Source organism: Pedobacter sp. T50_32 (assembly GCF_057652195.1).
This window is the reverse complement of sequence record NZ_JBYFBY010000002.1, coordinates 1,148,870-1,175,411: the sequence shown is the minus strand read 5'-3', so window position 1 is coordinate 1,175,411 and position 26,542 is coordinate 1,148,870. Positions and strand designations below refer to the sequence as shown.

25 protein-coding genes are annotated in these 26,542 nt (G+C 37.9%); 15 read left to right on the top strand and 10 right to left on the bottom strand.

The genetic code is table 11. From position 1 onward, the window contains the following. Positions 1–33 precede the first annotated feature (33 nt). The 3 genes from AC23ME_RS10435 to AC23ME_RS10425 form a co-directional block, all read right to left on the bottom strand. Entirely contained in the window at positions 34–2,799 is a 2,766-nt protein-coding gene (locus AC23ME_RS10435; protein ID WP_487727696.1) for a bifunctional aconitate hydratase 2/2-methylisocitrate dehydratase, read from the bottom strand. A 254-nt stretch (positions 2,800–3,053) separates the two neighbouring features. Then, complete coding sequence (locus tag AC23ME_RS10430) at positions 3,054–3,980, bottom strand: hypothetical protein (protein ID WP_487727695.1); 927 nt, start codon at positions 3,978–3,980, stop codon at positions 3,054–3,056. Between the two features lie 219 nt (positions 3,981–4,199). Next, positions 4,200–4,862 carry a polysaccharide deacetylase family protein gene (locus AC23ME_RS10425; RefSeq protein WP_487727694.1) on the bottom strand — a complete coding sequence of 221 codons (663 nt, stop codon included), beginning with the start codon at positions 4,860–4,862 and terminating at the stop codon, positions 4,200–4,202. Between the two features lie 80 nt (positions 4,863–4,942). Between AC23ME_RS10425 and AC23ME_RS10420 the strand changes: the two genes are divergently transcribed. The 3 genes from AC23ME_RS10420 to AC23ME_RS10410 all read left to right on the top strand — a co-directional run bounded on the left by AC23ME_RS10420 (position 4,943) and on the right by AC23ME_RS10410 (position 8,955). After that, positions 4,943–6,385 carry a TolC family protein gene (locus AC23ME_RS10420; protein ID WP_487727693.1) on the top strand — a complete coding sequence of 481 codons (1,443 nt, stop codon included), beginning with the start codon at positions 4,943–4,945 and terminating at the stop codon, positions 6,383–6,385. A 91-nt stretch (positions 6,386–6,476) separates the two neighbouring features. Further along, positions 6,477–7,826: an efflux RND transporter periplasmic adaptor subunit gene (locus tag AC23ME_RS10415; RefSeq protein WP_487727692.1), complete on the top strand. Its 1,350-nt coding sequence runs from the start codon at positions 6,477–6,479 to the stop codon at positions 7,824–7,826. 115 nt (positions 7,827–7,941) lie between these two features. Then, entirely contained in the window at positions 7,942–8,955 is a 1,014-nt protein-coding gene (locus tag AC23ME_RS10410; RefSeq protein WP_487727691.1) for an NAD(P)H-dependent glycerol-3-phosphate dehydrogenase, read from the top strand. Here AC23ME_RS10410 and AC23ME_RS10405 read toward each other — a convergent pair. Together AC23ME_RS10405 and AC23ME_RS10400 are read right to left on the bottom strand one after the other, a co-directional pair. Next, complete coding sequence (locus AC23ME_RS10405; protein ID WP_487727750.1) at positions 8,952–9,176, bottom strand: PDZ domain-containing protein; 225 nt, start codon at positions 9,174–9,176, stop codon at positions 8,952–8,954. The two genes, AC23ME_RS10410 and AC23ME_RS10405, sit on opposite strands and share 4 nt — an antisense overlap. A gap of 18 nt (positions 9,177–9,194) precedes the next feature. Further along, a complete protein-coding gene (locus AC23ME_RS10400) occupies positions 9,195–10,142 on the bottom strand; it encodes a retropepsin-like aspartic protease (protein ID WP_487727690.1) in 948 nt (315 codons plus the stop codon). Between the two features lie 139 nt (positions 10,143–10,281). Between AC23ME_RS10400 and AC23ME_RS10395 the strand changes: the two genes are divergently transcribed. Beyond that, a complete protein-coding gene (locus tag AC23ME_RS10395) occupies positions 10,282–10,617 on the top strand; it encodes a hypothetical protein (RefSeq protein WP_487727689.1) in 336 nt (111 codons plus the stop codon). A gap of 115 nt (positions 10,618–10,732) precedes the next feature. Here AC23ME_RS10395 and AC23ME_RS10390 read toward each other — a convergent pair whose 3' ends face one another. From AC23ME_RS10390 to AC23ME_RS10380, 3 genes are all read right to left on the bottom strand, one after another. Beyond that, a complete protein-coding gene (locus tag AC23ME_RS10390; protein WP_487727688.1) occupies positions 10,733–12,685 on the bottom strand; it encodes a DEAD/DEAH box helicase in 1,953 nt (650 codons plus the stop codon). Positions 12,686–13,192: 507 nt separating this feature from the next. Next, positions 13,193–14,485 (bottom strand): T9SS type A sorting domain-containing protein, encoded by a 1,293-nt coding sequence (locus AC23ME_RS10385; protein ID WP_487727687.1) that lies wholly within the window; start codon positions 14,483–14,485, stop codon positions 13,193–13,195. An 89-nt stretch (positions 14,486–14,574) separates the two neighbouring features. Next, the gene (locus tag AC23ME_RS10380) at positions 14,575–15,021 is read right to left on the bottom strand and encodes a DUF4293 domain-containing protein (protein WP_487727686.1); all 447 of its coding nucleotides are present in this window, start codon (positions 15,019–15,021) and stop codon (positions 14,575–14,577) included. Positions 15,022–15,136: 115 nt separating this feature from the next. On the opposite strand from AC23ME_RS10380, the gene truA reads away from it, so the two are divergent. Then, positions 15,137–15,895 (top strand): tRNA pseudouridine(38-40) synthase TruA, encoded by a 759-nt coding sequence (truA, locus tag AC23ME_RS10375; RefSeq protein ID WP_487727685.1) that lies wholly within the window; start codon positions 15,137–15,139, stop codon positions 15,893–15,895. Between the two features lie 73 nt (positions 15,896–15,968). Then, on the top strand, positions 15,969–17,750 hold the full coding sequence (locus AC23ME_RS10370; protein WP_487727684.1) for an ABC transporter ATP-binding protein: 1,782 nt from the start codon (positions 15,969–15,971) through the stop codon (positions 17,748–17,750). Positions 17,751–17,752: 2 nt separating this feature from the next. On the opposite strand, the gene AC23ME_RS10365 is transcribed toward AC23ME_RS10370, so the two are convergent. After that, on the bottom strand, positions 17,753–18,184 hold the full coding sequence (locus AC23ME_RS10365) for a hypothetical protein (protein WP_487727683.1): 432 nt from the start codon (positions 18,182–18,184) through the stop codon (positions 17,753–17,755). Positions 18,185–18,408: 224 nt separating this feature from the next. On the opposite strand from AC23ME_RS10365, the gene dctA reads away from it, so the two are divergent. Continuing rightward, positions 18,409–19,695, top strand: coding sequence for a C4-dicarboxylate transporter DctA (gene dctA, locus AC23ME_RS10360; RefSeq protein ID WP_487727682.1), 1,287 nt, complete (start codon positions 18,409–18,411; stop codon positions 19,693–19,695). Positions 19,696–19,748: 53 nt separating this feature from the next. Here the strand turns inward: dctA and AC23ME_RS10355 are convergent, their stop codons facing one another. Then, positions 19,749–20,405, bottom strand: a complete 657-nt coding sequence (locus tag AC23ME_RS10355; protein ID WP_487727681.1) for a TetR/AcrR family transcriptional regulator — start codon at positions 20,403–20,405, stop codon at positions 19,749–19,751. Positions 20,406–20,516: 111 nt separating this feature from the next. Here AC23ME_RS10355 and AC23ME_RS10350 point away from each other — a divergent pair, with 111 nt between their 5' ends. The 8 genes from AC23ME_RS10350 to AC23ME_RS10315 all read left to right on the top strand — a co-directional run bounded on the left by AC23ME_RS10350 (position 20,517) and on the right by AC23ME_RS10315 (position 26,539). Next, positions 20,517–21,038, top strand: a complete 522-nt coding sequence (locus AC23ME_RS10350; protein WP_487727680.1) for a hypothetical protein — start codon at positions 20,517–20,519, stop codon at positions 21,036–21,038. 7 nt (positions 21,039–21,045) lie between these two features. Beyond that, positions 21,046–22,629 (top strand): ankyrin repeat domain-containing protein, encoded by a 1,584-nt coding sequence (locus AC23ME_RS10345; RefSeq protein WP_487727679.1) that lies wholly within the window; start codon positions 21,046–21,048, stop codon positions 22,627–22,629. Positions 22,630–22,660: 31 nt separating this feature from the next. Then, positions 22,661–23,632, top strand: coding sequence for an ankyrin repeat domain-containing protein (locus tag AC23ME_RS10340; protein WP_487727678.1), 972 nt, complete (start codon positions 22,661–22,663; stop codon positions 23,630–23,632). A 43-nt stretch (positions 23,633–23,675) separates the two neighbouring features. After that, positions 23,676–24,161, top strand: coding sequence for a hypothetical protein (locus tag AC23ME_RS10335; protein ID WP_487727677.1), 486 nt, complete (start codon positions 23,676–23,678; stop codon positions 24,159–24,161). A 29-nt stretch (positions 24,162–24,190) separates the two neighbouring features. Then, positions 24,191–25,183 carry a hypothetical protein gene (locus AC23ME_RS10330; protein WP_487727676.1) on the top strand — a complete coding sequence of 331 codons (993 nt, stop codon included), beginning with the start codon at positions 24,191–24,193 and terminating at the stop codon, positions 25,181–25,183. A gap of 224 nt (positions 25,184–25,407) precedes the next feature. Beyond that, positions 25,408–25,860 (top strand): IS200/IS605 family transposase, encoded by a 453-nt coding sequence (tnpA, locus tag AC23ME_RS10325; protein WP_487727675.1) that lies wholly within the window; start codon positions 25,408–25,410, stop codon positions 25,858–25,860. Between the two features lie 191 nt (positions 25,861–26,051). Further along, positions 26,052–26,201: a hypothetical protein gene (locus AC23ME_RS10320; RefSeq protein ID WP_487727674.1), complete on the top strand. Its 150-nt coding sequence runs from the start codon at positions 26,052–26,054 to the stop codon at positions 26,199–26,201. Positions 26,202–26,212: 11 nt separating this feature from the next. After that, positions 26,213–26,539, top strand: coding sequence for a hypothetical protein (locus AC23ME_RS10315; RefSeq protein WP_487727673.1), 327 nt, complete (start codon positions 26,213–26,215; stop codon positions 26,537–26,539). The last annotated feature ends 3 nt before the right edge of the window (positions 26,540–26,542 follow it).

Here is a 26,542-nt window from a genome sequence, read left to right as displayed (position 1 = left end):
CCGGCTGGCCTCTTCTTATTTTTAAATTTGTTTTTATTGTTTCGTAGAAATTGGCGTAAACTTGGTTAAGTTAATACCTTCTACTGCTGCTTTATATTCTTCGATGTTGGGAATACGACCTAAGATAGCAGAAAGAACTACCACTGGCGTAGATGCCAATAATGATTCTCCTTTTTTACCATCTCTATCTTCTACTACACGACCTTGGAATAAACGTGTAGAAGTTGCCATTACTGTATCGCCTTTAGCCGCTTTTTCTTGGTTACCCATACACAAGTTACAACCTGGACGCTCTAGGTACATGATGTTTTCGTATTCGGTACGAGCCACGCTTTTAGGTAGCGCATCGCTGAATTCGAAACCAGAGTATTTTTGTAAATATTCCCAGTCGCCTTCTGCTTTTAACTCATCAATGATATTGTAAGTTGGTGCAGCAACTACCAATGGCGCTTTAAATGATACAGTGCCAGTTTGTGTTTCTACGTTTTTCAACATTTGAGAAACAATCTTCAAGTCGTCTTTGTGTACCATACAAGAACCTACGAAACCAAGGTCTACTTTTTTATCGCCACCGTAGAAAGTTAAATCTCTAATGGTATCGTGTGTGTAGCGCTTAGAAACGTCAGCGTTGTTTACGTCTGGGTCGGCAATCATTGGCTCGTTAATGATATCCAAGTCAATTACTACCTCAGCATAATATTTAGCATTATCATCAGGCGTTAAAGCAGGTTTGATACCTGATTTAATTTCCTCGATACGTTTGTTTGCTTTGTTGATCAAACCTTGTAGCACTTGGTTATGGTTGTCCATTCCCTTGTCAATCATGATTTGGATACGGCTTTTCGCAATTTCTAACGAAGCAATTAAAGTGTCATCTTGCGAAATACAGATAGAAGCTTTAGCTTTCATTTCTGCAGTCCAATCGGTAAATGTGAAAGCTTGGTCAGCTAGCAAAGTACCAATGTGCACCTCAATGATACGACCTTGGAATACGTTTTCGCCATCAAACTGTTGTAACATCTGCAATTGCGTAGCGTGAACCACATCACGGAAATCCATGTGCTCTTTCATTGCGCCTTTGAAGGTTACTTTAACCGACTCTGGAATTGGCATCGAAGCCTCGCCAGTTGCTAAAGCTAAGGCTACTGTACCAGAATCTGCACCGAAAGCCACACCTTTAGACATACGTGTGTGCGAGTCGCCACCGATAATGATTGCCCATTCATCAATGGTAATATCATTCAATACCTTATGGATCACATCAGTCATTGAGTGATATTCTCCTTTAGGATCGCGAGCGGTAATTACCCCAAACTCGTTCATGAACTTCATTAGTTTCGGGATGTTGGCTTGTGCTTTTTTATCCCAAACAGATGCGGTGTGGCAACCCGATTGGTAAGCGCCATCAACAATTGGAGAGATAACTGTAGCAGCCATTGCCTCTAATTCTTGGGCAGTCATTAAGCCTGTGGTATCTTGCGAACCTACAATGTTTACTTCTACACGAACATCAGAACCTGCATGTAAAACCTTGCCTGGTGCTAAGCCTACTGCATTTTTATTGAAGATTTTTTCTACAGCAGTTAAGCCTTGACCTTCGATAGATACTTCTTTGGCTGGAGCAAATACTACCGGAGCTTCGATGCCTAAAGTTCTAGCGGCAAAAGTTTGGATTTTTTTACCAAAAACGATAGCGTAAGAACCACCAGCTTTGATAAACTCCATTTTTTGTGGCGTTAAGGCTTTCGAAATATCGATTAACTCTTGGTCGCCGTTGTATAATTTTTTAGTTCTGGTGTTGATGGTAAGAACCGTTCCTGTTGCTACAGCATATACTTCCTCTAAAATTGGTTCGTCATTTTCGTTACGTACAACATTACCTAATTCATCAGTTTTCTTTACCCAGTTTTTAAGGTCGATACCGATACCGCCAGTTACATCAACTGTAGTTAAGAAGATAGGAGAGATGCCGTTGGTACCGCCCACAATTGGGGCAATGTTTACGAAAGGAACATAAGGACTAGACTGTTTTCCTGTCCAAAGTGCTACGTTATTTACGCCCGACATACGTGAAGAACCTACACCCATTGTGCCTTTTTCAGCTACCAACATCACACTTTTGTCTGGATGTTGTGCCTGTAACTCCCTAATAGCTGCCTGAGCTTCTGGGGTGATCATGCACTTCCCATGCAATTCACGATCTGAACGTGAGTGTGCTTGGTTGCCTGGTGATAATAAATCTGTAGAAATATCGCCAATACCAGCAATAAAGGTTACCACTTTAATTTCTTCGGCAACAGCAGGTAACTCGGTAAAGAACTCTGCTTTAGCGTAACTCTCTAAAATTTCTTTGGCAATTTCATTACCGTTGTTGTAAGCGTCTTTCAAACGGTCCGTATCGGCATCGTATAAGAAAACTTGTGTTTTAAGTACATTCGCAGCTTTATGAGCTTTGTCTCCATTATCAGCTAATGCGATATCTAACAAAACTTTGATAGAAGGACCGCCCTTCATGTGCGACAATAGTTCGAAAGCAAAATCAGGAGTGATTTCTGCAACAACAACTTCGCCTGCAATAATTTCTTTTAAAAATTGTGCTTTTACACCAGCTGCAGCTGTAGTTCCCGGCAGGGTGTTGTATATAAAAAAGTTAACAGCGTCTGTTCTATTGATATTGTTAACACTTTTGATTTGGGTAATGATCTCGCTCAGTAATTCGGCGCTATCAATTGGTTTTGGATGAAGATCTTGAGTTTTTCTGTCTTCGATCTCTTGAATATAATCGTTGTAAATGCTCATCTTAGATGGTTTGCTTTCGTTAAAGGTTCAGGTTTATATAAACCTACTTTTACAAGAGCAGTGTTTGTGTATTAAAATTTGTGTTTGTTTATAATTAAAAAGGTTGATTTTTAATCAAAACAAAAATACAAAAATCAACCTTTAAAAGCAATTTAAACAGCTAATTAGATGGTTTTAAATTCCTTTTAAATAGAAATAAATGTGGAAAATTACATAACATAAACAGAAATAGGCATGAACGTAGATTGGAAGGTCTACTTCTTCCCTAAGTTCTTAATTTCCTTTTTGGTCATCTCTTTTTGGATCACTTCTGGAGTTATTGCCGAGCTATAATATTTTTGACTGGTTAAAATTCCATTCGCGTTTTCTGTGGTACAGAAATAAGGAGTGATAAAACCATAAAGACTTTCACTTTCTTTAGAATCTGAGCTTTTGTTGCCCCCAAAGTTTGAAGATTTTAAATAGGTAATCATCAGTGAAATACCGTAACGTTCGTTTGTGATATCGTTCATTCCTAATGGCGTGCCGGGAAACACAGTTTGTCCTTCTTTTACGAAAATGCCTTTTTTGAAACCTTTGTAATTAGCTAGTGTGCCATCTGCATGCTCTACAATTACGGTATTTACTTTGCTGGTGTATTTTAGATCTTTGGTGTCTTGATCATAAACGTCCGAAACACTAACTACAATCCCTTTTCTAATTGCAGTAACGGTGTCAGCTTCTTCTGTGTAAAATCTGTAGGATTTCCAGTCGGCTGGGGTAGAAGAACCAAAATAAGTTGCTCTTAAAAAAGTAGATTCTACTGCTCTGGTTTTCTTTCCCTTGCCGTAAGGCAGTGCATATAAAAAAAGCGGACTAAATTTTGGGTTCAGTTCACCTCTGATAAAACTAAAACTGTAAGACAAGCTGATACCTTGACTTTTATTGTCTGGGGTTAGCGTGAGAAAGTTTTCTCCGCTATTCCGTACTCTGTAAACAGGGTTTCCAACACTACTGTTAGTGAGTTCTCTGAAGTTGAGCACCACTGTATAAGTTCCGGGAGAAGTTTTTTCTGCGGTGAGAGTAACGCTTTTGTCGTCGTTCCTTTTTGTGCTAACGGTAAATTCTTTTTCTTGAGCATTTACTGAAAGTACAGTTGTGCCGATTAAAAGAGCCAATAGAAATTTAGATACTGTGGTCATTGTAAGATAATTTGATGGCTAATATAAAGTTTGTTTATAATTTCTGTGTTAAGGATGAGAATATTTGCCGAAATCCATAAACGTTGTGCTAAACTAATTTTGTTCATTTACGTAGGTTTTGCAAATTAAACCCGATTGTAGCGTACCGATTTTATCGGTATTAGCGGAAAGCGGGACTTTCGTGACAGAAATGAGGCGTACTCTGCTTTTCTAAATTTTTTACAATTTTTCGAAACGATATCCTTTTGAAAGTAGATGTTCAATCGCTTTTGGTAACGCATATTCCAGCCTTTTCCAAGCTTTTAAACTATCGTGAAAGACAATGATGGAGCCATTTCTGGTGTTTTTAATTACGTTTTCATAGCACTTTTCTGGAGATAGCTTGACGTCGAAATCGCCACTCAAGACATCCCACATGATAATTTGCAGTTCTCGGTTTTCAGTTTTCAGTTCCTTGCCAACTGTTGACTGCGAACTGTTAATTAATTGACTGATTTGACTTTTCTTAATCCTTCCGTAAGGTGGACGGAACAGGTTGGTTGCAGTCAATTCTTGGCATTTCCAGAAATTTTCTATGTAAGTTTCATCATCGGTTTTCCATCCTTTTAAGTGATTGTAGGTGTGGTTGCCCACGGCGTGCCCATCATTTTTAATACGTTCGAAGACTTGTGGATGTTTTTGTATATTATCGCCAATGCAGAAAAAAGTTGCTTTAACGCCGAAACTTTTTAGGGTATTTAGCACAAAATCTGTAACATTTGGTATTGGCCCATCGTCAAAGGTGAGATAAACGACTTTTTCTTTGGTATCTTTACGCTCTCTATTCCAAATTAAATAGGGATAAAACCATTTGAGAAAAAAGGGTGGCCTAACAGTATACATGCTGTAAAATTAAATATTTAAGCTTGTTTTAAAAATTTATGAAACCATCTGTAGTTTATGTTATAATTGTGAACTAATTTATGAGACAATTTTCCAAAATAAGCTTTGTGTTTTCTGCATTGTCTTTGTCTGTAGCAAGTTTTGCGGCAAATGCCCAAGAACTGATTACCATTCAGCAAGCGGTAGACAAAACGTTGCAAAACAATTTACAGGTAAAACAAGCGCAGTTTAGTGCCGCACTATCCGATGAAAACTACGGGCAATCAAAAAATGCATTGTTGCCGTCAATCAGCGGAAACATTAATGGAAATAGAAACTTCGGTAGAAGTATTGATCCATCTACCTACCAGTTTATTAGTCAACAGTTTAATTCTGCAACCGCAAGTCTTAATGGAAACGTGGATTTATTTGCTGGCGGTCAGAAAATTAATCAGATTAAACAAAATAAGTTGTTGTTAGATGCTGATAAGGCTAATGTAGAGAAAGTTAAAAACGATCTGATACTACAGGTAGTGACCTCTTACATGCAAATTTTGTTCAATAAAGATTTGTTAAAAGCGGCCGAAGCTCAATTGGTGGTAGCTAAACAAACGGCAAATCAGCAACAACAATTATTAGATGCTGGTAATAAAACCTTGGCAGATGTTTCTCAGGCTAAATCGCAAGTAGCAATTTCAGAATTGGAGGTAACCAATGCACAAAATAACCTAGCAATTTCTTATTTAACACTTAACCAGTTAATGGAGTTGCCATCTGATAATAAATTTGAAGTACAGGCTCCTTTGGTAGATGCAATAACTTACGCTAAAAATAATTACAGTGCCCCAGAGGTTGTTGCCACAGCACTTAGCGTTTTTCCTGATATCAAATTGGCATCGTTAAGAACGCAAGCTGCGCAACGAGGTATCGACATTGCCCGTGGAACTTATTATCCTCGTTTATCTTTTGGTGGCGGTTTAGGAACAAACTATTCTAGTATAAAACCAAAAGTAATCGAGGTAAATAATGGACTTAAAGAGGTTGTGATAGGGGAAGTGAGGGGTACGCGACAAGAAGTTATAACCGAAATTCCCGATATTTTAAGGACGTCATCAGTTTATACTTTTGGTTCACAAATTCAAGATAACTTTAACCAGTTTGTTGGTTTTAGTCTTTCTATTCCTGTATTTAATGGATTTACTGCTCGTTCAAATGTTAGAAGAGCGAGGATCAGCTACCAAAATGCGCAAGTAGATGAACAGCTTTCTAGGAATAATTTGAACAAAGTGATTTTTCAGGCGGTGGCAGATTTAAGAGCGGCTGAGAGTAGGTACGAATCGACCACAAATGCTTTTGCAGCGCAGAAAGATGCTTTTTTTGTAATTGAACAGCGTTACAATGTAGGTTTAGCAAACTCTGTTGAATTTAGTACAGCCCAAACTAACAGAAATAAGGCGGAGATAGATATGATACAGGCCAAGTACGACTTGTTATTCAAATCTAAAGTGATAGATTATTATTTAGGAAAACAAATCACGTTTTAAGAAAAGATAAATGACAGTTTTAGGTTGGCGGTTTCAACTTTACAACAACCAAATTAGAACCTTCAATAATTAACAATACAACAATACAAACATGAAGTTAAAACATATTTTAATAGGCTTAGGGGCAATTTTAGCTGTAGTCGTAATTTTAAGCCTTACCGGTGTAATTGGCAAAGAGAAGGTTGAAAAGGTTACTGTAGAAAAAGTTGGTGATAAAACCGTAATTGAAACGGTAACTGCGAGTGGTAAAATACAGCCAGAAACAGAAGTAAAGTTAAGTTCTGAAGTTTCTGGAGAGGTAACTGAGCTTTTGGTGAAAGAGGGTGACATTGTGAAGAAAGGTCAGTTATTGTGTAAAGTTCGTCCAGACATTTTGCAATCTAGTTATGAACGTGCTGTAGCATCTTATAATGCACAAAAGGCAAGTGTAGGCTCGTCTCAACAGCAATTGGTACAAGCACAAGCTAATTTTGTAAATGCAGAAGCAACTTATAAACGTAATGTAGAATTGTACAATAAAAAAGTAATTTCTGCAGCAGAATTTGATAATGCAAAAGCAACTTATTTAACTGCAAAATCTACTTTAGCTAGCGCAAAAGAAGGTGTGGTAGGTGCTAAGTTTAATTTAGAACAAACAGGTGCAAGTGTTAAAGAAGCAGGTGCTAACTTAGCTAGAACAACTATTTATGCTCCTGTTGATGGCGTAGTTTCTAAACTTTCAATTGAGCTTGGCGATCGTATTTTAGGAACGTCGCAAATGGCAGGTACAGAAATCATGCGTATTTCTAACCTAAGCAACATGGAAGTAAACGTTGATGTGAATGAAAACGATATCAATAGAGTGAGTTTAGGTGACAGCGCAACCGTAGAGGTAGATGCTTTTGCTGGTAAGAAATTTAGAGGAATAGTTACCGAGATTGCGAGTTCTTCTACCGCCGTTGGTACAACAACTACTTCAGTAGATCAGGTAACCAATTTCTCGGTAAAGGTGAGGTTATTGCAAGAATCATACAATAGGGTTAAAGGTGGGGCAAAAGATTTACCTTCTCCATTTAGACCAGGACTTTCTGCTACAGTTGATATCGAAAGTGAAACTGTAAAAGGACTAGCTATTCCAATTCAGTCTGTTTTTACTGAAAATAAAACAGATGGCGAGGGGAAAGGTAGCTCAGAGGATAGCGAGAAGCAAAAAAGCAAGTTGACAGATAAGCAAATTAAACAGTTTGTGTATTTGTTCGATGAGAAAGCTTCTACGGTTAAAAAGGCAGAAGTAACGACTGGGATCCAAAATGATCAATTTATTGTGGTAAAAACAGGATTAAAAGCTGGTCAGCAAATTGTTTCGGGACCTTATTCGGCTATCCAAAATAAATTGAAAGATGGCTTGAAGGTAGAGAAGACCACTAAAGACAAATTGTTTAGTACTGGAAGTAAAAAGTAGACGGTACAAATCATAATATTTAATTATTTTTGCGAAGGTTTAAAGAAGTGCAATTGCATTTTTTTAAACCTTTTGTTTTTACCCATGTTTAAAAAATAGTCGTACAAAATATAATATGAGCATACCTAAAATAGCGATGATTGGAGGAGGAAGTTGGGCAACAGCCATCATCAAAATGCTTTCTGATAACGCTCTCGATAATGATTCAGAGAAGGAAATTTTTTGGTGGATGAGAAACGAAGAAGCTATTGCCCATATCAGAAACTATAAGCATAACCCCAGTTATTTAAGTGCTGTAGAGATTAAACTGAAGCCAGAAAATGTGTCTTCAGATTTAGCTTATGTCATTTCTGAGGCTGATTATGTAATTTTAAACGTTCCTGCGGCATTTCTAAAGGATAGTTTGAAAGATATTACGCCAGCACAACTCAAAGGTAAAAAGGTGGTTTCGGCAATTAAAGGTATTGTTCCAGAGCACAACTTAATAATCGGTGATTTTTTGCATGAAATATACGACTTGCCTTACGAAGATATTTTGGTAATCAGTGGGCCTTGTCATGCTGAGGAAGTAGCTTTGGAGAAGCTGTCTTATTTAACGATTGCTTGTTCAGCTTTGACCTGTGCAGAAACATTCGCTGGCTACTTAAATACTCGATACATTAAAACCAATATTTCTGATGATATTTTTGGCACCGAATACGCTGCGGTTTTGAAAAACATCTACGCTGTTGCGAGTGGAATTTGCCATGGCGTTGGCTATGGCGATAACTTCCAAGCGGTATTAATTTCTAACGCCATTCGTGAAATTGAAAAATTTGTAGGCGTGGTACATCCAATAGAAAGAGATATTAAAGAATCTGCCTATCTAGGCGATTTAATGGTAACTGCCTATTCTCAGTTTAGTAGAAACAGAACTTTCGGTAACATGATAGGGAAGGGCTATACGGTGAGGTCTGCACAATTGGAAATGAACATGATTGCCGAGGGATATTACGCGGCAAGTTCAATGCATCATATTAACGAAAAATATCAAGTAGATATGCCTATTTGTGAAGCGGTTTATCAAATTTTGTACGAAAGAAAATCGCCCCACTCTGAAATGAAAATGTTAACCGAGAAGTTGAGTTAATTAAGAACTATCGCTTTTTTTAGATTAAAAATTAGCTTTTTGCCATCTCTCAGTACCGTGATATTTCTCGATTCCTTACCAGACAAAATACTGTTAAAGGTATAAGTACAAGCTTCAGTCTCTGTTAAATTTGATACATCTTGATTGTCAACCGTAATAATTTGATCGTTGATTTGCAATCCCGATCTATATGCGTCTGTATCTTTGAAAATTTTAGCAATAGTTGGTTTATTGTTGATTTATCTTAACCCAATGCCGTAAGTTTCAAGCGTAGCATTTTGATGCTCGATTTCCTTAATCATATAGATTTTGTTTTCTTTCCAATCTAAGATTAGCCTGTAATTTTTGAAAAATGAATTCCCGATGATAGCACTAGTCCCTTCGTTAAAAGTTACGATCTGATTTGCTATTTGAATATTGCCTATGTTAAATTTTGAGATCTTTTTATAAGTTGTAATAGCACTTTTACTCGTGCCGTAAATACCTGAACTAGAACTGCCGAAGGCTTCTGTTCCTTTTAAAAATTCAATTTCAGATTTATAAGTTTCAAAAGGAAAACTAAAGTCAGTTGTGGCGCCTGTATCAAACGTAGTGTTTATGGCTTGATTTCCAATTTTAACCATAACCTTTGGCGTTTTTTGCCCTTTTTTGGGAGTGAAATTCAATATGTTGGTATGCTTTGGTATATTGAAGTTTGAAATGTTGTTGCTAGCTGTAATGATATTGTTTCTATAATCGATTTGCCAAATTGCTTTCTCCATTTGGTTTGCACCAATAATTCCGTCAAAGTTCATGCACTTAAATTCAAACACTTTTTTCAAGTCAATAACTGTTGCCCCTATGTTTTCGAAATTCAAATTTCCAATTTTCATACTTGGAATTTTTATAAATGCTTGTTGCCTGCTATTGCCTTGCGAATCGGACGTTTTACCTACTGTTTCTGATTCTAATTTCAAAAGTATTAGTAATTCTGTCGAAATAACCGTTGGCGCACCAGTGTCGAATAAAAAATTATAGTTTTTCCCTCCAATCTCTACCTTAACAATTGGAAGGCCAAAGTCGAATGTAAATGGAACCTTCTCCACAAAAGATGTTTCTTTTAGTTTGCCGCCTTCTAAAATTTTACGAACTGGATTGCAAGAAAATAAAAATAGGATCAAACAAAATAGATAAAGCTGCTTTTTCATGAGTGTCAATTCTTGATGCTCGAAAGATACGAGATTAATGTTGTTAGAAAAGATCGTATTTAGAATTTACGCAGCATGAGTTCATCGTGAAAACCAAATCTATTTATTGTTTGTTCTCTATTCATTAAATTTTAAAAAGATGAAAAAGAGATATTTATTAGGCTTTGCTGTCGCAGTAGCGGTTAGTCTATTTTCAATCAGTGCTAGCGCTCAAGAGAAAAAAACAGAAGTAGGAAAAGCCATTCAAAAAACGGGTAAAGCTGTCGAGAAAGGTGCAAATGCAGTTGGTAATAAAACTGCAGAAGTTGCAGTTAAAGGCGGCGCCAAAGTTACCGATCAAACCTACAAAGGTAAAATGGCACCAGATGGTACTAATGTTTACATAGATGGTAAAAACCGAAAATATTATGTAAACAAAAAAGGAGCTAAGGTTTATTTAAAAGCAAGCGAGATTAAAAATAGGCCAGTTCAGTAGTTTACTTTTTCAATTTACAGCTCGCAATCAGGTGCCCAAACTGAAAACTTATTTAAAAATAGAAAGCCCCGAAAAATTTTCGGGGCTTTCTATTTTTATAATTGTAGACTGAAAACTAAGATCTGCGTCTTCTATCGCTAGAACGCTCTCCGCCGGTTCCGCCTTCGCGTCTGCCGCCACCTCTCTCTTCACGACTGCGACCAGAGAAATCTCTGAAACCACCTTCGCTATTTCCACCGCCAGAACGCTCACCACGCTCTCCGCGATCTCTTCTTCCGCTTCCAGAACGTTCTCCACCGCCTCTTCTGTCGCCACCATAACCGCCGCTACGACGTTCACTGCCACCAAAGCCACCTCTTCGCTCTCCGCCAAATCCACCGCGACCACCACGATCTCCGCCACGACCACTGCTGCGAGGAGCATCACCGCTCATTTCAATTCTAACCTCTCTACCGTTGTACTGAACGTCTTTAAAGTTAGCCATCAAAGTTTCAGCAGTTGCGCTTTCAACCTCTACGAAAGAGAAAACACCTTTTAAGTCTATCTTACCAACGGCTTTACCGCTAATACGGCCATGGTTACAAACAAAGCTTAACAAATCGCCTCTGGTAAACTCATCTACCGAACCAACGTTGATAAACAAACGAGCATAACCCGCTTCAGCACCTCTGCCTCCACGTTCGCCACGCTCTCCGCGTTCTCTTCTATCACCACGCTCACCACGTTCTCTGTCATCAGCGCTTAAATTAAGATCTGGTGCATTTTGGTAATATTCTAAGAAACGGTTAAACTCTAAAGAAGCAAATTTCTTAATTACTTCCTCTTTGCTCAAATCAGCAAATTCGTCGTTAATTCTCGACATATATTTGTCGATTTGCTCTTCGTTAACCTCTACGTTATGTACACGGTGAATTAAACCGAACAATTGTTTTTCACAAACATCAAAACCTGTAGGTAATTCTGCTTTTGTAAATTGTTTGCCAATAATTCTTTCAATCTGACGAATTTTGCCAGTTTCTTTAGCGTTAATGATACAGATAGAAACACCAGTTTTACCGGCACGACCAGTACGGCCAGAACGGTGGGTGTAACTTTCAATTTCATCAGGCAAAGCATAGTTAATTACGTGTGTTACGTTGTTTACGTCAATACCACGAGCAGCAACATCAGTAGCAATTAATAACTGCATGTTACGATCGCGGAAACGTTGCATCACCTTATCACGTTGTTGTTGAGATAAATCTCCGTGTAAAGCATCAGCATTGTAACCATCTTTAATTAAATGCTCGGCAACATCTTGCGTATCCATTTTCGTTTTACAGAAAACCACACCAAAAATATCTGGGTTGTAATCTACAATACGTTTTAGGGCAGCATATTTATCACGAGCTTTAACAATATAATATTCGTGCTCAATGTTTACGTTACCTGTGTTTTTGGTTCCCATGGTTAACTCTGTAGGGTTTTCCATGTAATTTTTAGCTATACGGCGCACCTCTGGTGGCATAGTAGCAGAAAATAACCAAGTTTTCTTTTCATCTGGTGTAGTAGAAAGGATGTCGTTGATGTCTTCTTGGAAGCCCATATTCAACATTTCATCCGCCTCATCTAATACTACATACTTCACGTTAGAAAAATCAATGGCTTTACGGCCAATAATATCTAACATACGGCCGGGCGTGGCCACTACAATTTGTACGCCGTTGCGTATTTCACGTAGTTGTTGCATAATATTTGCGCCACCGTAAACGGCTACAACGCTAGCATTAGGCGTGTTTTTTGAGAAATTTCTGATGTCGTTTGCAATCTGCAGACAAAGCTCACGTGTAGGGCACAAAATAAGTGCCTGTGGCTTATTGCTCTTAAAGTCAATTAATTCTAACAACGGCAAACCAAATGCGGCTGTTTTTCCTGTTCCTGTTTGGGCCAAACCAACAAAGTCGTTACTACCCTCTAACAGTACAGGAATGGCTTGCTCCTGAATAGGCGTAGGATTTTCGAAACCTAGCGCTTTAACGGCATTAACAACGTCATCACTTATCCCCAATTTACTAAATGGGTTTATCATTATAACATTTTTAAATTAAGCCGCAAAGGTACGGTTAATAATTGGTAATATATATAGTTGTAAATAAAATGTTTTAAGCTTAATAAATTGGAAATAAGAAAGTTATAGGTCGAGTACTTTGTTTAGTTGCTTCGTAGAGGTATTAGAAGCGCATTTTTAGTGTTTATCACTTCCGAAAGTCCCGCTTTCACTTCAATCTTTTTGTGTTTCTTCCTCCGTCATTCCGAACGTATGTGAGAAATCTCACAGATATAAGCTTCTAGCTACAGTTTTCTCAGTCGTTCCTCCTTCGAAATGACGAACAAAAAGTATTTCCGTTCAATCGGGGCTATTTAACAACCTTCATTGCTGTTAACTTTAATTGCTAGATGCCAAGAACAACGGAAAATTTACAAGGCAAGCAGCTTAAATGTTCTTACATGCCTTATATGGTCAATAAAATATGAAAGAAAATGAAAAAGCCAGTTCATTTTGCGAACTGGCTTTTAAATAAGTCTGAGGGAGAAATTACTGAATAAATTTCTGTGTAACCGTTTCTGTAGCGGTAGTTAATGAAGCAATATGCAAACCGTTACCTCCGTTAAAAGGAACAGAAACGTTAGAATATCCTTTGCTTAAGTTTAAAACTCGTTCCGTTACCTTACGGCCATTCAAATCATAAATTTTGAAAGTTGCGTTGCCTTCGTTAGCTGCAAAAACAGTTAATTTAACTGTACCATCTTGCTTGCTTGCAGCTACTTTTAAATTAGTGGCAGCTACATTAGATTTCACAGCCTCTACCTTAGAAAGTGCCGAAGTACCATTGTTGTCCACTTGCTTCAACTGGTAGTAGTTTACGCCAGGTAAAGCATTTTTATCAGTAAAACTGTAATTTTTAGCAATATCAGTTGTTCCGTTTCCTTTTACATCACCAATTTTAGTAAATGTTTTACCATCGCCAGAACGTAAAATATCGAAATAAGAATTATCTTTTTCAGATGCTGTAGACCAAGCTAAGTCAATGTTTTGCAGATTAGCTTTCGCAGTGAAAGAGCTTAATTCAACCGGAAGAACGGTAGTCTGGTCGTTGATCAAAAAGTTATCGAAAGTTATAGTCGCATTTTCGGACCCGGTATCATATCTGAAAAAAAACTGCTCTATATTTAATGCTGCGGATTGAACCCCTCTAGCTGCTAAAACTAGGGTGCCAGTAGGCGTACCAACCGCATCTGCATATAAATCCCATGTATCATTCGCTAATGTCTTCGTTTCTCCGTTAGGAGCAGAATAATTGATTGTTGCACCGCTATTGTTTATTACCCAAGTTACAACTCTTTCAGCGTTATAGAATGGACTTGAACCTGTGGGAGCGTTAGGTCCAGAAATATTAAAGCCTTGAGCAGCATCAAAGCCGATAACTAACCTACTATGGGTTGTAGATGCAAGTGTAGGGGCTCCCGAAGTGTTTGCAAAACCTGTGCCCACATAAAGCTGTGCTTGTGTTGAGTTTGTTGCTGCTATGTTGGTCACATTTAAATTGAAACTAATTTTCAATACAGTTGGTGGGCCAGGGAAAGAAACGTTTCTGCTAAAGTGCGAAGTACCTGAGCCCGTTTTTGCGAATTGCAAAGCTCCCCCGGCTGTAATGCTCGCAGCGTTTGCAGTTCCGCTCCCAATCGCTGTAAACTTATTTGTTTCGCCAGCGGTGTTAACGTAGTCATTTAAAACAGTAGAACTATTAAAATTCTGCGAAAATACCTGAGCATATCCGCTTGCAGCAAATCCACCGATAAATAATAAAGAAAGTATAAGTTTTTTCATAAAGAAGGGTTTAAAAGTTGTAAAAGAATATGTTAAAGGTAGTGATAAACTGAAAGTTAGCCAATTTATAACTAAATTTTAATCGAAATTTAACGCAGCCTATCCGCAGAGCGAATTAATTTTTCATCCTTTTTAATGCCTCTGATGGCCAAAAAGGTGAAGATAATTGATATAATTGGCAAATAAAGCCCTAGCTCTATGTCTAGTGTAGTTACGCCTTCCAAACCTCTAACCAATTGTCCCATCCAGAACGACAAAGCTAAGATGAGCACAATGTTGAATGAAGCAATTCGGATTTGAAGCTTCCTGTTACGGAAGTTAAAGATGTTGACCAAACTGATCAGTCCCGCCAAAATTGTACTAATTAAAAGCGAATAGTTAGTCGCTTGGTTTGCTACACCCTCAAGCTTCAAACCAGATGCAAATAAAGTGTAATAACCGCCACTTGCTGCAGCGCCTAAGCTAGGCACAAATACTAAGCATAAAATTGTAAAAGCAGCCAATAAAAGCCAAATAGACTGAATTCTTTGTATCATAATAGGCAAAAATACATTTATTGTTTTAATTGCATAATTGTTTTCTTGCTGTAAGGTTTAAAAGTTGTGAGTTAGTCCACTGTAAACTGCCAACTGTTTTGTTATTTTTGCAACATTGGAAACAAAGCGATATTTCGTAGAACTCGGCTATAACGGTACTAATTTTCACGGTTGGCAAACACAGCCCAACGGAATTACTGTACAAGAATGTTTAGACAAAGCATTAAGCACTTATTTTAGGCAAGAAGTAGTTTCTTTAGGCTGCGGTCGTACAGATGCTGGTGTACATGCTACTCAATTTTACGCTCATTTCGATTTAACCGAAGTTGGTGAAAAGCAAATTGCCAACGCAACTACAGGCTTAAATGCCCTATTGCCATATAGCATTGCCATTTACCGAATTTTTGAGGTAGCAACTGATGCCCATGCCCGTTTCGATGCAACAGCTCGAGAATATAAATATCATCTGCATTTTAAGAAAGATCCATTTAAATTGGATAGGTCTTGGCTGTACAAAGGCAATTTGGATGTAGAAAAAATGAATGAAGCGGCTCAAGTTTTGTTGACTTATCAGGATTTTTCATGCTTTAGCAAATCCAATACGCAAACATTTACGAACAACTGCAAAATCAGCTATGCTAAAATAGAACAGAACGACGATGGTTTGGTGTTTACCATCAAAGCAGACCGTTTTCTTCGCAATATGGTAAGGGCAATCATGGGGACTTTGGTATTGGTAGGAAAGGGCGATATCGAGGTGGAAGATGTAAAGCAAATTATAGAAAGTAAAAATAGGAGCAATGCAGGACAATCAGTTCCAGCTTGCGGCCTATATTTAGTGACGGTAGAATACCCATATATTGAAAATGATTGAAGTATTGAATGATGGTATGTGCCAAGGAAATATTCACTCATTCAAAATTTACTCGTTCAAAATTTGAAAAAGAATGTCAAAAGTAACAGGGGACGCATTTAATTTTGGCTTATTGAAACGGGTAATGGCCTACGTGAGGCCTTATCGAGCTATTTTTGTTTGGTCTGTTTTGTTAACCATATTATTGGCTGCTATTGCTCCCGTTCGTCCAATGCTGGTGGGATTTACTTTAGATCAGCACATTCTTAAAGGAGATTACCAAGGATTGCTAAACGTCACCGTTTTAATGTTGGTTTTGTTGGCGCTGCAAACCGCTTTTCAGTATGCGCATACGCTGCTCACTAATAAATTGGGGCAGTCGGCTATCAAAGATTTAAGGATCAACGTCTTCAATCATATCACCAAATTAAGGCTTAAATTTTTCGATAAAACTCCAATAGGGCAACTGATTACCCGTACCGTTTCCGATCTAGAGACCATTGCAGATATTTTCTCGGAGGGATTGATTGCCATGATTGGTGATATGCTACAGGTTATCGTTATTACGAGCATCATGTTCTACATGGATTGGAAGCTTACATTAGCTGTGCTTGTGCCAATGCCTTTCCTGATTATCGCTACTAGAATTTTCCAAAAGGCCATTAAGGTTGCTTTCCAAGAGGTACGTGCCGAAGTTTCTAATTTGAATACATTTTTACAGGAGCACATCAGCGGCATTGCTATCATCCAATATTTTGCGAGAGAAGATCAAGAATACAAGAAGTTTAAGAAAATAAATTCACGCTATCGCGATGCTAATATCCGTTCTAACTGGTATTATTCGATCTTTTTCCCTGTAGTAGAGCTTATTTCGGCCATGTCTTTAGGTTTGCTGATTTGGTACGGTTCAAAAACGATCCTCACCAATCCATCGATAGAGCCAGGCATTATCACCACTTTTATCATGTTTATCAATATGCTTTTTAGACCGATAAGGGAATTGGCTGATAAATTTAATACCCTGCAAATGGGAATGGTGGGTGCCGAACGTGTATTTAAAGTGCTGGATACGAACGAGCAAACTGAAGATAAAGGAACTTTAGCTCCGCCAAAATTGGAGGGTAACATTTCGTTCAAAAATGTTTGGTTCAGCTATGATCAAGATGGAGAAACAGATCCGAAATATGTACTGAAGGATATTTCTTTTGAAGTGAAATCTGGCCAAACCATTGCTTTGGTGGGCGCAACCGGAGCGGGCAAGTCCTCTACCATTAACATCCTTAATCGTTTTTACAAAATCCAAAGAGGAAACATTGCTGTAGATGGAAATTCAATTCAAGATTACGAATTAGCTTACTTAAGGAAAAACATTGCTACTGTACTGCAAGATGTATTTCTGATTTCAGATACGATTTATAACAATATTACCCTTAACAACCCCAAGATAAGTTTTGAAGAGGTGGTTGATGCTGCCAAGAAAGTTGGTGCCCATGAATTTATAGAACGTTTGCCAGGCGGCTATCATTACAATGTGATGGAAAGAGGAGCTACACTTTCTGCAGGACAGGCCCAACTGATTTCATTTATCAGGGCTTTGGTTTACAAGCCAGCTATTTTGGTGTTAGATGAGGCTACTTCATCGGTTGATACCGAAACAGAAATGCTCATACAAAATGCCATTGACAAGTTGATGGAGGGAAGGACAGCGATTGTCATTGCACATAGATTGTCTACCATCCAAAAGGCAGATTTGATTATCGTTCTCGAAAAAGGAGAAATTAAGGAAAAGGGAACGCATCAGCAACTGTTAAAACTTGATGGCTACTACAAACAACTTTACGATTTGCAGTTTTCTTCGGTAGGTATTGCCAAATAGGCTTACTTCTTGAAAATCTGTTCGATTTTATAAGTCATCACATCGGTGCCTACGGTTTCTATGCGTTCGTGTATAAGTTTAAATGTATTTGGGCGAACATAATCTATTCTCCAAGTGCTATCTGGCTGAGTAGCAAAAGTGATATTTTCTCCAGCGGCATCAACGTCAAAGCCAACTACTTCGGTTCCTCTAATCAGTTGAAGGTTACGATGAAAAATTGCGGTGTCTATCGCTAAATCAACCGTGTCTTTAACCAAGGTATCACGATTTTTAAACTCAAATTTTACGTAAGATTGAATTGGCCAACGGGTAAAATCGCTTCCAGTAAGGAATTGCTCTACAAATAATTTGCTATCTACTGGCTCCTTCTTACAAGCATAACCTATAACTCCAATGCTAACTAAAGCCAACAAAATAAACTTAATTCTACCCATCGTGTTATGATATATGCAAACTTAGATAAATTCGTTGTCAATATAAACAACGAATTATTGATCTTTCCTCAACAGCTAAAGATATTTTTTCCTAGAGGAGATATTCGAAACAAATTTGTTGTGCTATTTTATCAAATGCTAATCTTTTTTTTCCAATTGACATTAGTTTTTAAAATATTTTAAAATTAAGTTTCTATATTTCCAGCTTCAAACCAAACCACACAATGAAAAAAGTTGTATCAAACCTTACCTTTCAGGTTTTATTTGCCATTTCGCTCGGTATTTTAGTTGGGTTTCTGTATCCAGGATTTGCGCCGCATGCAGAACTAATTAGCAAGAGTTTTATCAACATGATCAGTATGTTGATTGCTCCTATCATCTTCTTTACCATTGTATTGGGTATTGCTCACATGGGCGATATGAAGAAAGTAGGTGTAGTAGGAGGAAAGGCACTACTTTATTTCGAGATTGTAACTACACTTGCTATTGTGATTGGTCTGTTCGTAGCTAATGTAATGAAACCAGGTGTAGGGGTTGAAGTTCCAGCTGGCGATGTCGCAAAAATTGCAACCTATACGGAACAAGCTGGATCAATTAACTGGTTAGAATTTATTGCACACATTTTTCCTAAAAATATATTCGAAGCATTCTCTAAAGGCGAAATCCTTCAGATTTTAGTTTTTGCCATTCTATTTGGTTATGGCTTAAGTAAAATGGGACAAGCTGGGCAATCGCTTTTAGTCACTTTTGACAAGATTTCGAAGGTGTTGTTTAACATGATGAAGGTAATTATGCGATTAGCTCCACTAGGTGCTTTTGGCGGAATGGCCTACAGCGTAGGCAAATTTGGGTTGCATTCGTTATTGCCAATGGCAAAGCTGATGGGTGCAGTTTACCTTACTTGCTTTCTTTTCATCTTTGTAGTGCTAAATGCTATTTGTCGCTATTATAAATTCAGTTTGTGGAAATATCTGAAGTTTATCCGCCAGGAAATTCTGATTGTGTTGGGTACTTCTTCGTCAGAATCGGTTTTACCAAGTATGATGAAAAAGATGGAAGATATTGGTTGCGAGAAATCTGTGGTTGGTTTGGTAATTCCAACCGGATATTCGTTTAACCTCGATGGAACGTCAATTTACCTCGCCATGGCAGTCATCTTCCTAACGCAGGTTTTTGGTATCGATCTCACACTGGGCGAGCAGGTTTCTATTATGTTGGTACTAATGGTAACCAGTAAAGGAGCTGCGGGCGTAACTGGTAGTGGTTTTATCGTACTTGCAAGTACTTTAACGGCCTTGAAAATTATGCCAGTAGAACATATCGCTATTCTTTTAGGTGTAGATAGGTTTATGAGTGAAGCTAGGGCCATTACAAATATGATAGGCAACGGTATTGCTGCTATTGTAATAGCTAAAAGCGAGAACGAATTTGATCAAGAAAAATATCTGCTGGCAACCAGTCCAGTCGCTATCGAAAACGCAGAAGAAGAAAATATCATGAAAGACGAGTAACTTATGTTCTTCCAAACATATTTAAAATTAAAGCCTCAAGGAAAATTGGGGCTTTAATTTTTTTTGGCTATATCTTGATAAATCAAACTTACCATCTTAGCTAATGCATCTTTAATCGCATCTCTGCCTTCATCTGTTTTGATATCGATTTCACAAAACGTAACTCCATTTACGTTGGCATGCAAAATCAAATAATAAATGCCTGCAATTTGTATTGCACACATTGCCCTAAAATTGATATCAGAACCTTCAAAATCGCTGTCCGTAATTTTAAAGAACTCCCTCCCTAAAGCTTCCCTTGCTTCAACTAGCTTCTTGAGGCTATCTTGATACTCTCCTACTTGCCAGCTTAAAATCTTCTGAAAATCTGGGGAACTGCTTACCTCGTCGTATAAGGTGTGTAAAACAGAAACAATCGTTTGTTCGCGGTGCTCTTCGGCTTGCGTAATAATGGCGCTCAACTTTGGTGCAACCTTGGTCATCCAAAAATCCCGCTGATACAAATACTCGTCAATAAGGTTATTTATATTGCCGAAATAATGTGCAACTAACTTACGGTCTACATTTGCTCTCCGTACTATATTATTAATTGTTAGTCCGGGGTAGCCTTTCTCCTTTAGTACCTCGCCTACAGCATCAATCATTTTTTGTTTGGTACGCTCCTTATTTCTTGTCGTGCCGCTTGCAGTTTGCTTTCTGTCTTCACTCATTTTTCGTTTACAAATTTATGGAATATAATGAGTTACGCTAAAATAAAATTAATTCCCAATATTAGGAATTAATAAATAATTTATATTTTTATCAAACCTAATGAAAAACAAATGTACGATGGCAAGGCAAGGCCGATAGGTGTAAATACACTTTTGTCGCAGCCAAAGCAATTATTTGCTGATGGCTTAATTTATATCAATACCGCTCAATGGGGATTCGCCTACACTGCATTTTCCACTTTGTGCCAGCAAAAGGAATTTAAATCGGTTGCGGTAATGTACAATATGGCGCTCTGTCATTATTCGGCAAAAGAATACACCAAAGCAACATCGGTTTTAACCGAAGCTTTAACACAAATTGCTACACCATCCATCTCACATCAATCCAATAGAAATTTACCTCAGGGATTATTGAACCAAGAGTATGAAAACAATCTATATCGCTCTGCGTTAAACGAAACAGCGGTTGAGTTAAACAACAATTTAGTGAAGTTGCGTATCCGTAGATTGTTGGTTGATGTACAGTTGGAGTTGAAAAACTGGCAGGAAATCATCAGACTTTCGGCTTTGCCAGATATGGAAAAATGTAAAAACGTACAGGAAGCTTTAAGGATATCAAAATCAAACACCTAAGAAAAATATGAATTTATACTACATAGAACAGGCTTATTTACAAGGCAAACCTGCTGAAGAGATTAAAGGAATGTACATCGCCGAAATTGATGCCGGAACAGAGGATGACCAGATTACAGTTTGGGAACAGGTTTGCGGTTTTGCAGACGCAGAAATGATTAGCTATTTGTTAGAACAAGGCTGGAGAGCAATGGGCGCTGAAAGTAGACATGGAGATACTCCTTTACATTTTCTTGCCATGCCAAAACGTACTTACGATTATTTTATTCCAGACGAGGCAATTTACAACTGTACAAAATTGTTGTTGGAAGCTAAGGTAAGTCCATTGCGTAAAAACAGCGAGGGCAATACAGCCTTAATGTACGGTGCCAGAATTGGATATTATAAAATGTTGGAAGCTTACCAAGAAGTGAGTGCAAAAATTGACTTTGCCGACCGTAAAGGCAACACCTTGCTACATATATGTTCGGAGTATGCAAAAGGAATATTTGATGACTATACTAATGCTTTGGAGAGACTGACCATCCATCAAAACAACCCAGATTTTGATGCGGAAAATCCACGACAAGCGCAAGAAAAGGCACAATTAGAATGGCGATTTAACATCAATAGGGAGCGTCTGAATTATTGCATCAGCTTTGCTTATACCGCTATGGAATACGGTATAGACCCGCTTCAGAAGAATAATGAACGTGAAAACGCTATTGAGGTGGCCATTCGTTATGGTGCTAAATCTATCGGCGCCATTTTAAAGGGCGTAAATTATGAGGATAAGGAAACTGTGCCACTTTACTTTGATGCTGGCGGAATGGATATTTATCAAGCTTGTGCCAAAAACGACCTCGAAGCTTTAACAGCGCTGATTAAATTGGGCGAAAATGTTAACGACGCTTACGATAAGGAAAACGACAAACATAACGGGATGACGCCATTGGCGATTGCCATGATGGAACATCGTTTCGAAATCACTGATTTATTATTGAAAAATGGCGCTGATGCCACACTTCGAGATAGCAAATCATGGCATCCTTTTAGGTATTTGTACACGCCACATTCTAGCGTAAATACCAATTTCGAACGCTTTAAAGAGAAAACTTTTCAAAAGATTTTGAAGGCTTATTTGGCATCAGGTTTCGATATTAATTCACTTGTAGATGACGAAGAAAATACCTTTTTGACCATTTCTGCCAGCTATGGAGACCGTTTAATGCTTTATAATAGCAATACAATTTCTTCCGTAATGGTTGACGAAGCTATTTATTCAGGTGCTGATGTAAATCAAACCAATCGCGACGGCGTTTCGGCATTAATGTACTTATGCTTAGTTGGCTCAGAAAGAGCTGAAAAGAACTTAATTACACTATTAGAACAAGGCGCATCGACCGAGTTACGAGATAAAAATGGTAAAACAGCATTGATGTATGCCATAAATAATTCTGATAAATCTACTGCTAAAACTTATTGCGAGTTAATGGCTGAGTTTGGAAATCTACACATCGATGCGAAAGATAACGACGAAAAATCTGCTTTGGATTACGCCGGAGAACGTGACAACGAAACCTTGGTGGCTTGGTTGTTAGAGAAAATGTAAATCAAATTAATCATACAAAAACCTACATAAAATGGATGCTATTTTTTTAAATGCCTGTAAAAATAACCAGAAAGCAATTGTGCAAACTTTGCTTAAAAAGGGCGGAATAAACCTCGATAAACGTGATGCAATGGGCAATACGGCCTTATATTATTCTTGCCAAAAAGGTGCGAGAGATATTGTGAAGATTTTGGTAGAAGGCGGTGCCGATATCAACTTAGCAAATAACCAAAGTACCACGCCTTTGCACATGGTTTCGCAAAGCGGAAATAAAGAAATTGTGACGGTGTTGTTGGATAACGGCGCTGATATTAACGCTACCGACAAGGAAGGTAAAACAGCTTTGATTTATTCGCTGGCCGAAGGTAGAACAGAATTTACTAAGTTTTTGTTATCCAAAGGTGCCGATAAAAGCATTAAAGATAACGATGGTCATAGTGCGTTGGATTATGCGACCAGCCGTGGCTTACGTGATACCGTAGCCTTATTGGTTGGCGAGGCCGATGAGAAAAACAGTACCGGAAATACGCCATTACATCAGGCGGTTTGGAACAACGAAGCAGAAGTTGTGGGAGAGTTATTGAAAGTGAGTTCGATAAACATCAACGCTGTTAACGATAACGGAGATAGTGCTTTGGTGTTGGCTTGTATGCAAAATAACTTGAGGGTTGCGCAGCAATTTCTTAACGCAGAGGCTGATATGACTTTAAAACGCTTAGATGGAAATTCGGTTTTGCACTACAGCAGTGGTCGAGGTAACAAAGAAATCGTAAAGCTTTTGGTAGAAAAAGGAATGGACATCAACAGTAAAAATAATGAAGGCGAAACACCATTAATTGTAGCTGCTATTTGCGGTTTTAATGAAGTGAGTGGATTGTTAATCGATAATGGCGCTGATGTAAACGAAAAAGATAACGATGAATATTCTGCATTACATTATGCATCTGAAAAAGGATACAATGAGATTGTTGAGCAGTTGATTATGGCTGGAGCGAACTCATAATTAAACTGAACCAAACTATCTATGAACAAACCAAAAACAAACTATGAGTATTAAGGATTTTTTTTCTGGCATTATCAAACCAAACCCAACACAAAATGAGGAGACAAAAAAACGGCTAAAAGAAACTTTTTTAAAAGCCACTAACAAAAGCGAGCTTGGCGATATCATTATCCTTTATGGTTATTTCGAAGGGGATGCAAAAGTTCCATTTGTTAGGTTTAGCTGGGCAAATAGCTACATTATAGGCTTTAACAAAATTGGTACTTATTTAAGTCTTGTCCCTTTTAAAAACGACTTTTCTCAATTTGGCGAACCAATCAACCTGCTTCCCAACAATTTGCAAAGCTTTAAAAAATCTTTCGTGGCACAAGGCTATGTTTTTGTAGATAACGACGATAATAGCTTTACCATGAATGTTGCCAAGTTTACAGGAAACCTCACAGCTTTGCTCAGTCAGAACCAAATCGCAATAGCGCAAGAAAAGGAAGTTGAAATGTTTGCTGACTTCTACAATTTGATGAAAAAATAAGCTGCCCTACATCTAACCTAAAGAAAAACATGTTAAAAAAATGCAAATACAAGATAGACCAGAATGAAATAAGCGTCTATCCAAAATACCAGCTGTTAATCGTTTTCGCTATTATCTATGTGGTATTATTAATTATTCCGGTTGGCCTAATTTTAAGTATGGGTGGTGCCGATATGCCATTGGCTAACATCCTCAGGTTTGTCGGTATTTCAGCTGTAGTTAGCGGATTGATATTTGGCATACCGATGCTGATTTTCGCCAAAAACCACATCTCCTTCAACCTAATAACTTCCGAAGTTTATAAAAAGGGAATTTTTGGCAGTACGAGGTTGATGCATTTTAGTGAAATAGATAGCATTGTTCATAAAAATATGGCAACGCAAATGGGTTATTTCATTAGCATTAAAGGCGATAAATTTGGAAAAGGGGTTTTCCTGCATGCAGCTATTCCTCAGTTTGTAATTGAAGTGTTGCCTAAGCTGCAAAATGCAATTTCTGGCAGTATTACTGCCGTTGCCGAAAATAATGTAGACCTAGCTACTGACAATTTTCAATACTATACGTTTAAGGATGAAAAGTACCATGTACACACCAATCCTTTTAGGCAATTTGGACTGGGTTTAGCTGTAGTTGCTGTATTTTTTTGTGCCACGGTCTACTATTATTTCACTGGAGCTTCTGCCGGTGGTGATGATATGAAGTACATGGTTATTTCTTTTTGTGTACTATTGTTATTGGCTGGTCTGTGTTCTAAACAAGCACATTTCGACGCACAAACCAAGCAGCTGGTTTTTAAGTTCTACGGCGTTACTTTCAAGAAATACTCACTTTCAGCATTTCACAATTTTTCGATTACCCGAAGCACCACCAATGGCATGTATAACGGTACGGATGTGAAATTGCTATTTAAAAAGAACGATGGTAGCACCCAGCAAAGCTTTGAACTACGAGATTTCGGGAAAACCAAAGGGATTGAAAGGTTTATTGATGAAACGGAGCATATTATTAATAGGATTGGCTAGTGGCGGATGTGATTAGCCTAAGGCGTTGCCCTAGGCTGATGTATAAAAGACTTTCAGCCTTTTGGGGTTATTGCGACGTCAATGATTATACGAGATGCGTATCTCCCTGAAAGGGAAATTTATTACAACCCGAGGTATCGCCTTGGGCAGGAATGTAAATGAGAACGCCCTGAAAGGGCAATGTAACAAATTGAGGCTCATGCCTTAGGTAAAATAGAAAAGCTATGTCACAATCATTATCAAAAATGTATGTACACATTATTTTTCATACAAAACACAATCAACCGTTCATTAAACCGGAAGTTGACGAGGAACTTTACGCCTATATCGGAGGAATTATCAAAGAAAACAGTTCCATTCCCATCAAAATAAATGGAACAAAAGACCACATCCACATTTTAGCATCGATGTCAAAAAATATCGCGTTAGCCAAATTTGTTGAGGAGATAAAACGTAATAGCAGTCGATGGATAAAAACCAAAGGAGAAAGTTATAATCAGTTTGCGTGGCAAGGTGGTTATGCAGGTTATTCCGTCAGCCAGTCGGTGGTAGAAAAGGTAAAACATTACATAGAAAATCAAAAGGTACATCATCAAACAAAAACATTTAAGGATGAATACGTACAATTTTTAAAAGAATATGAAATCGAATTTGATGAAAATTATTTATGGACGTGATTATGCTGCTCTTTCAGGGTGTATTTGCTCGGCGTGTTAGCCCAAGGCTATAGTAAATAAGGCTTTCAGCCATTTTGGGTTATGCAATCAGACAAAATACAGGTTCCCTGAAAGGGAAACTTATTATACCCCGAGGTAAAGCCTCGGGGTAAAAGAACAAACAACTTAACAACATCTAACAAAAAAAAATTATGAAAACAATTAAAACAATCCTAGCGGTAGCCTTTGGCGTATTTGTACTAGTGGCATTTTTTTACAACAATGGCAGTGTTAGGCTGGCCAAAGAAATAGAAACAAGCTATATAACGATGGAAAAACCATCGAACTTGAAGGAAGATTAAATGCACCTTTTTTGACGAGAACCGGAGGCGGAACTACCAGCATGGAGTTTGAAGTGTACAACGATTTCATCATCATTTTAAACGGCAACAAAAAACTAACTGTAAACATGAATTATGGCGAAGGCAAAAACTCGATTTTAATTAATGGTGAAAACAGAAAATTTGAAAGTAAAGACGTGGTAGTTTTCGACAAAGACGGCAATAAACTTACCCTTAGCGACAAAGTAAAACTGACGGGTCTTTTGAAATACACCAAAAAAGGTGAGAAGAAAGAAACTCATCCAGATGAGATGGACTACACTTACGAAATCACTAATGTGGTGATAGAGAAAATATAGTTA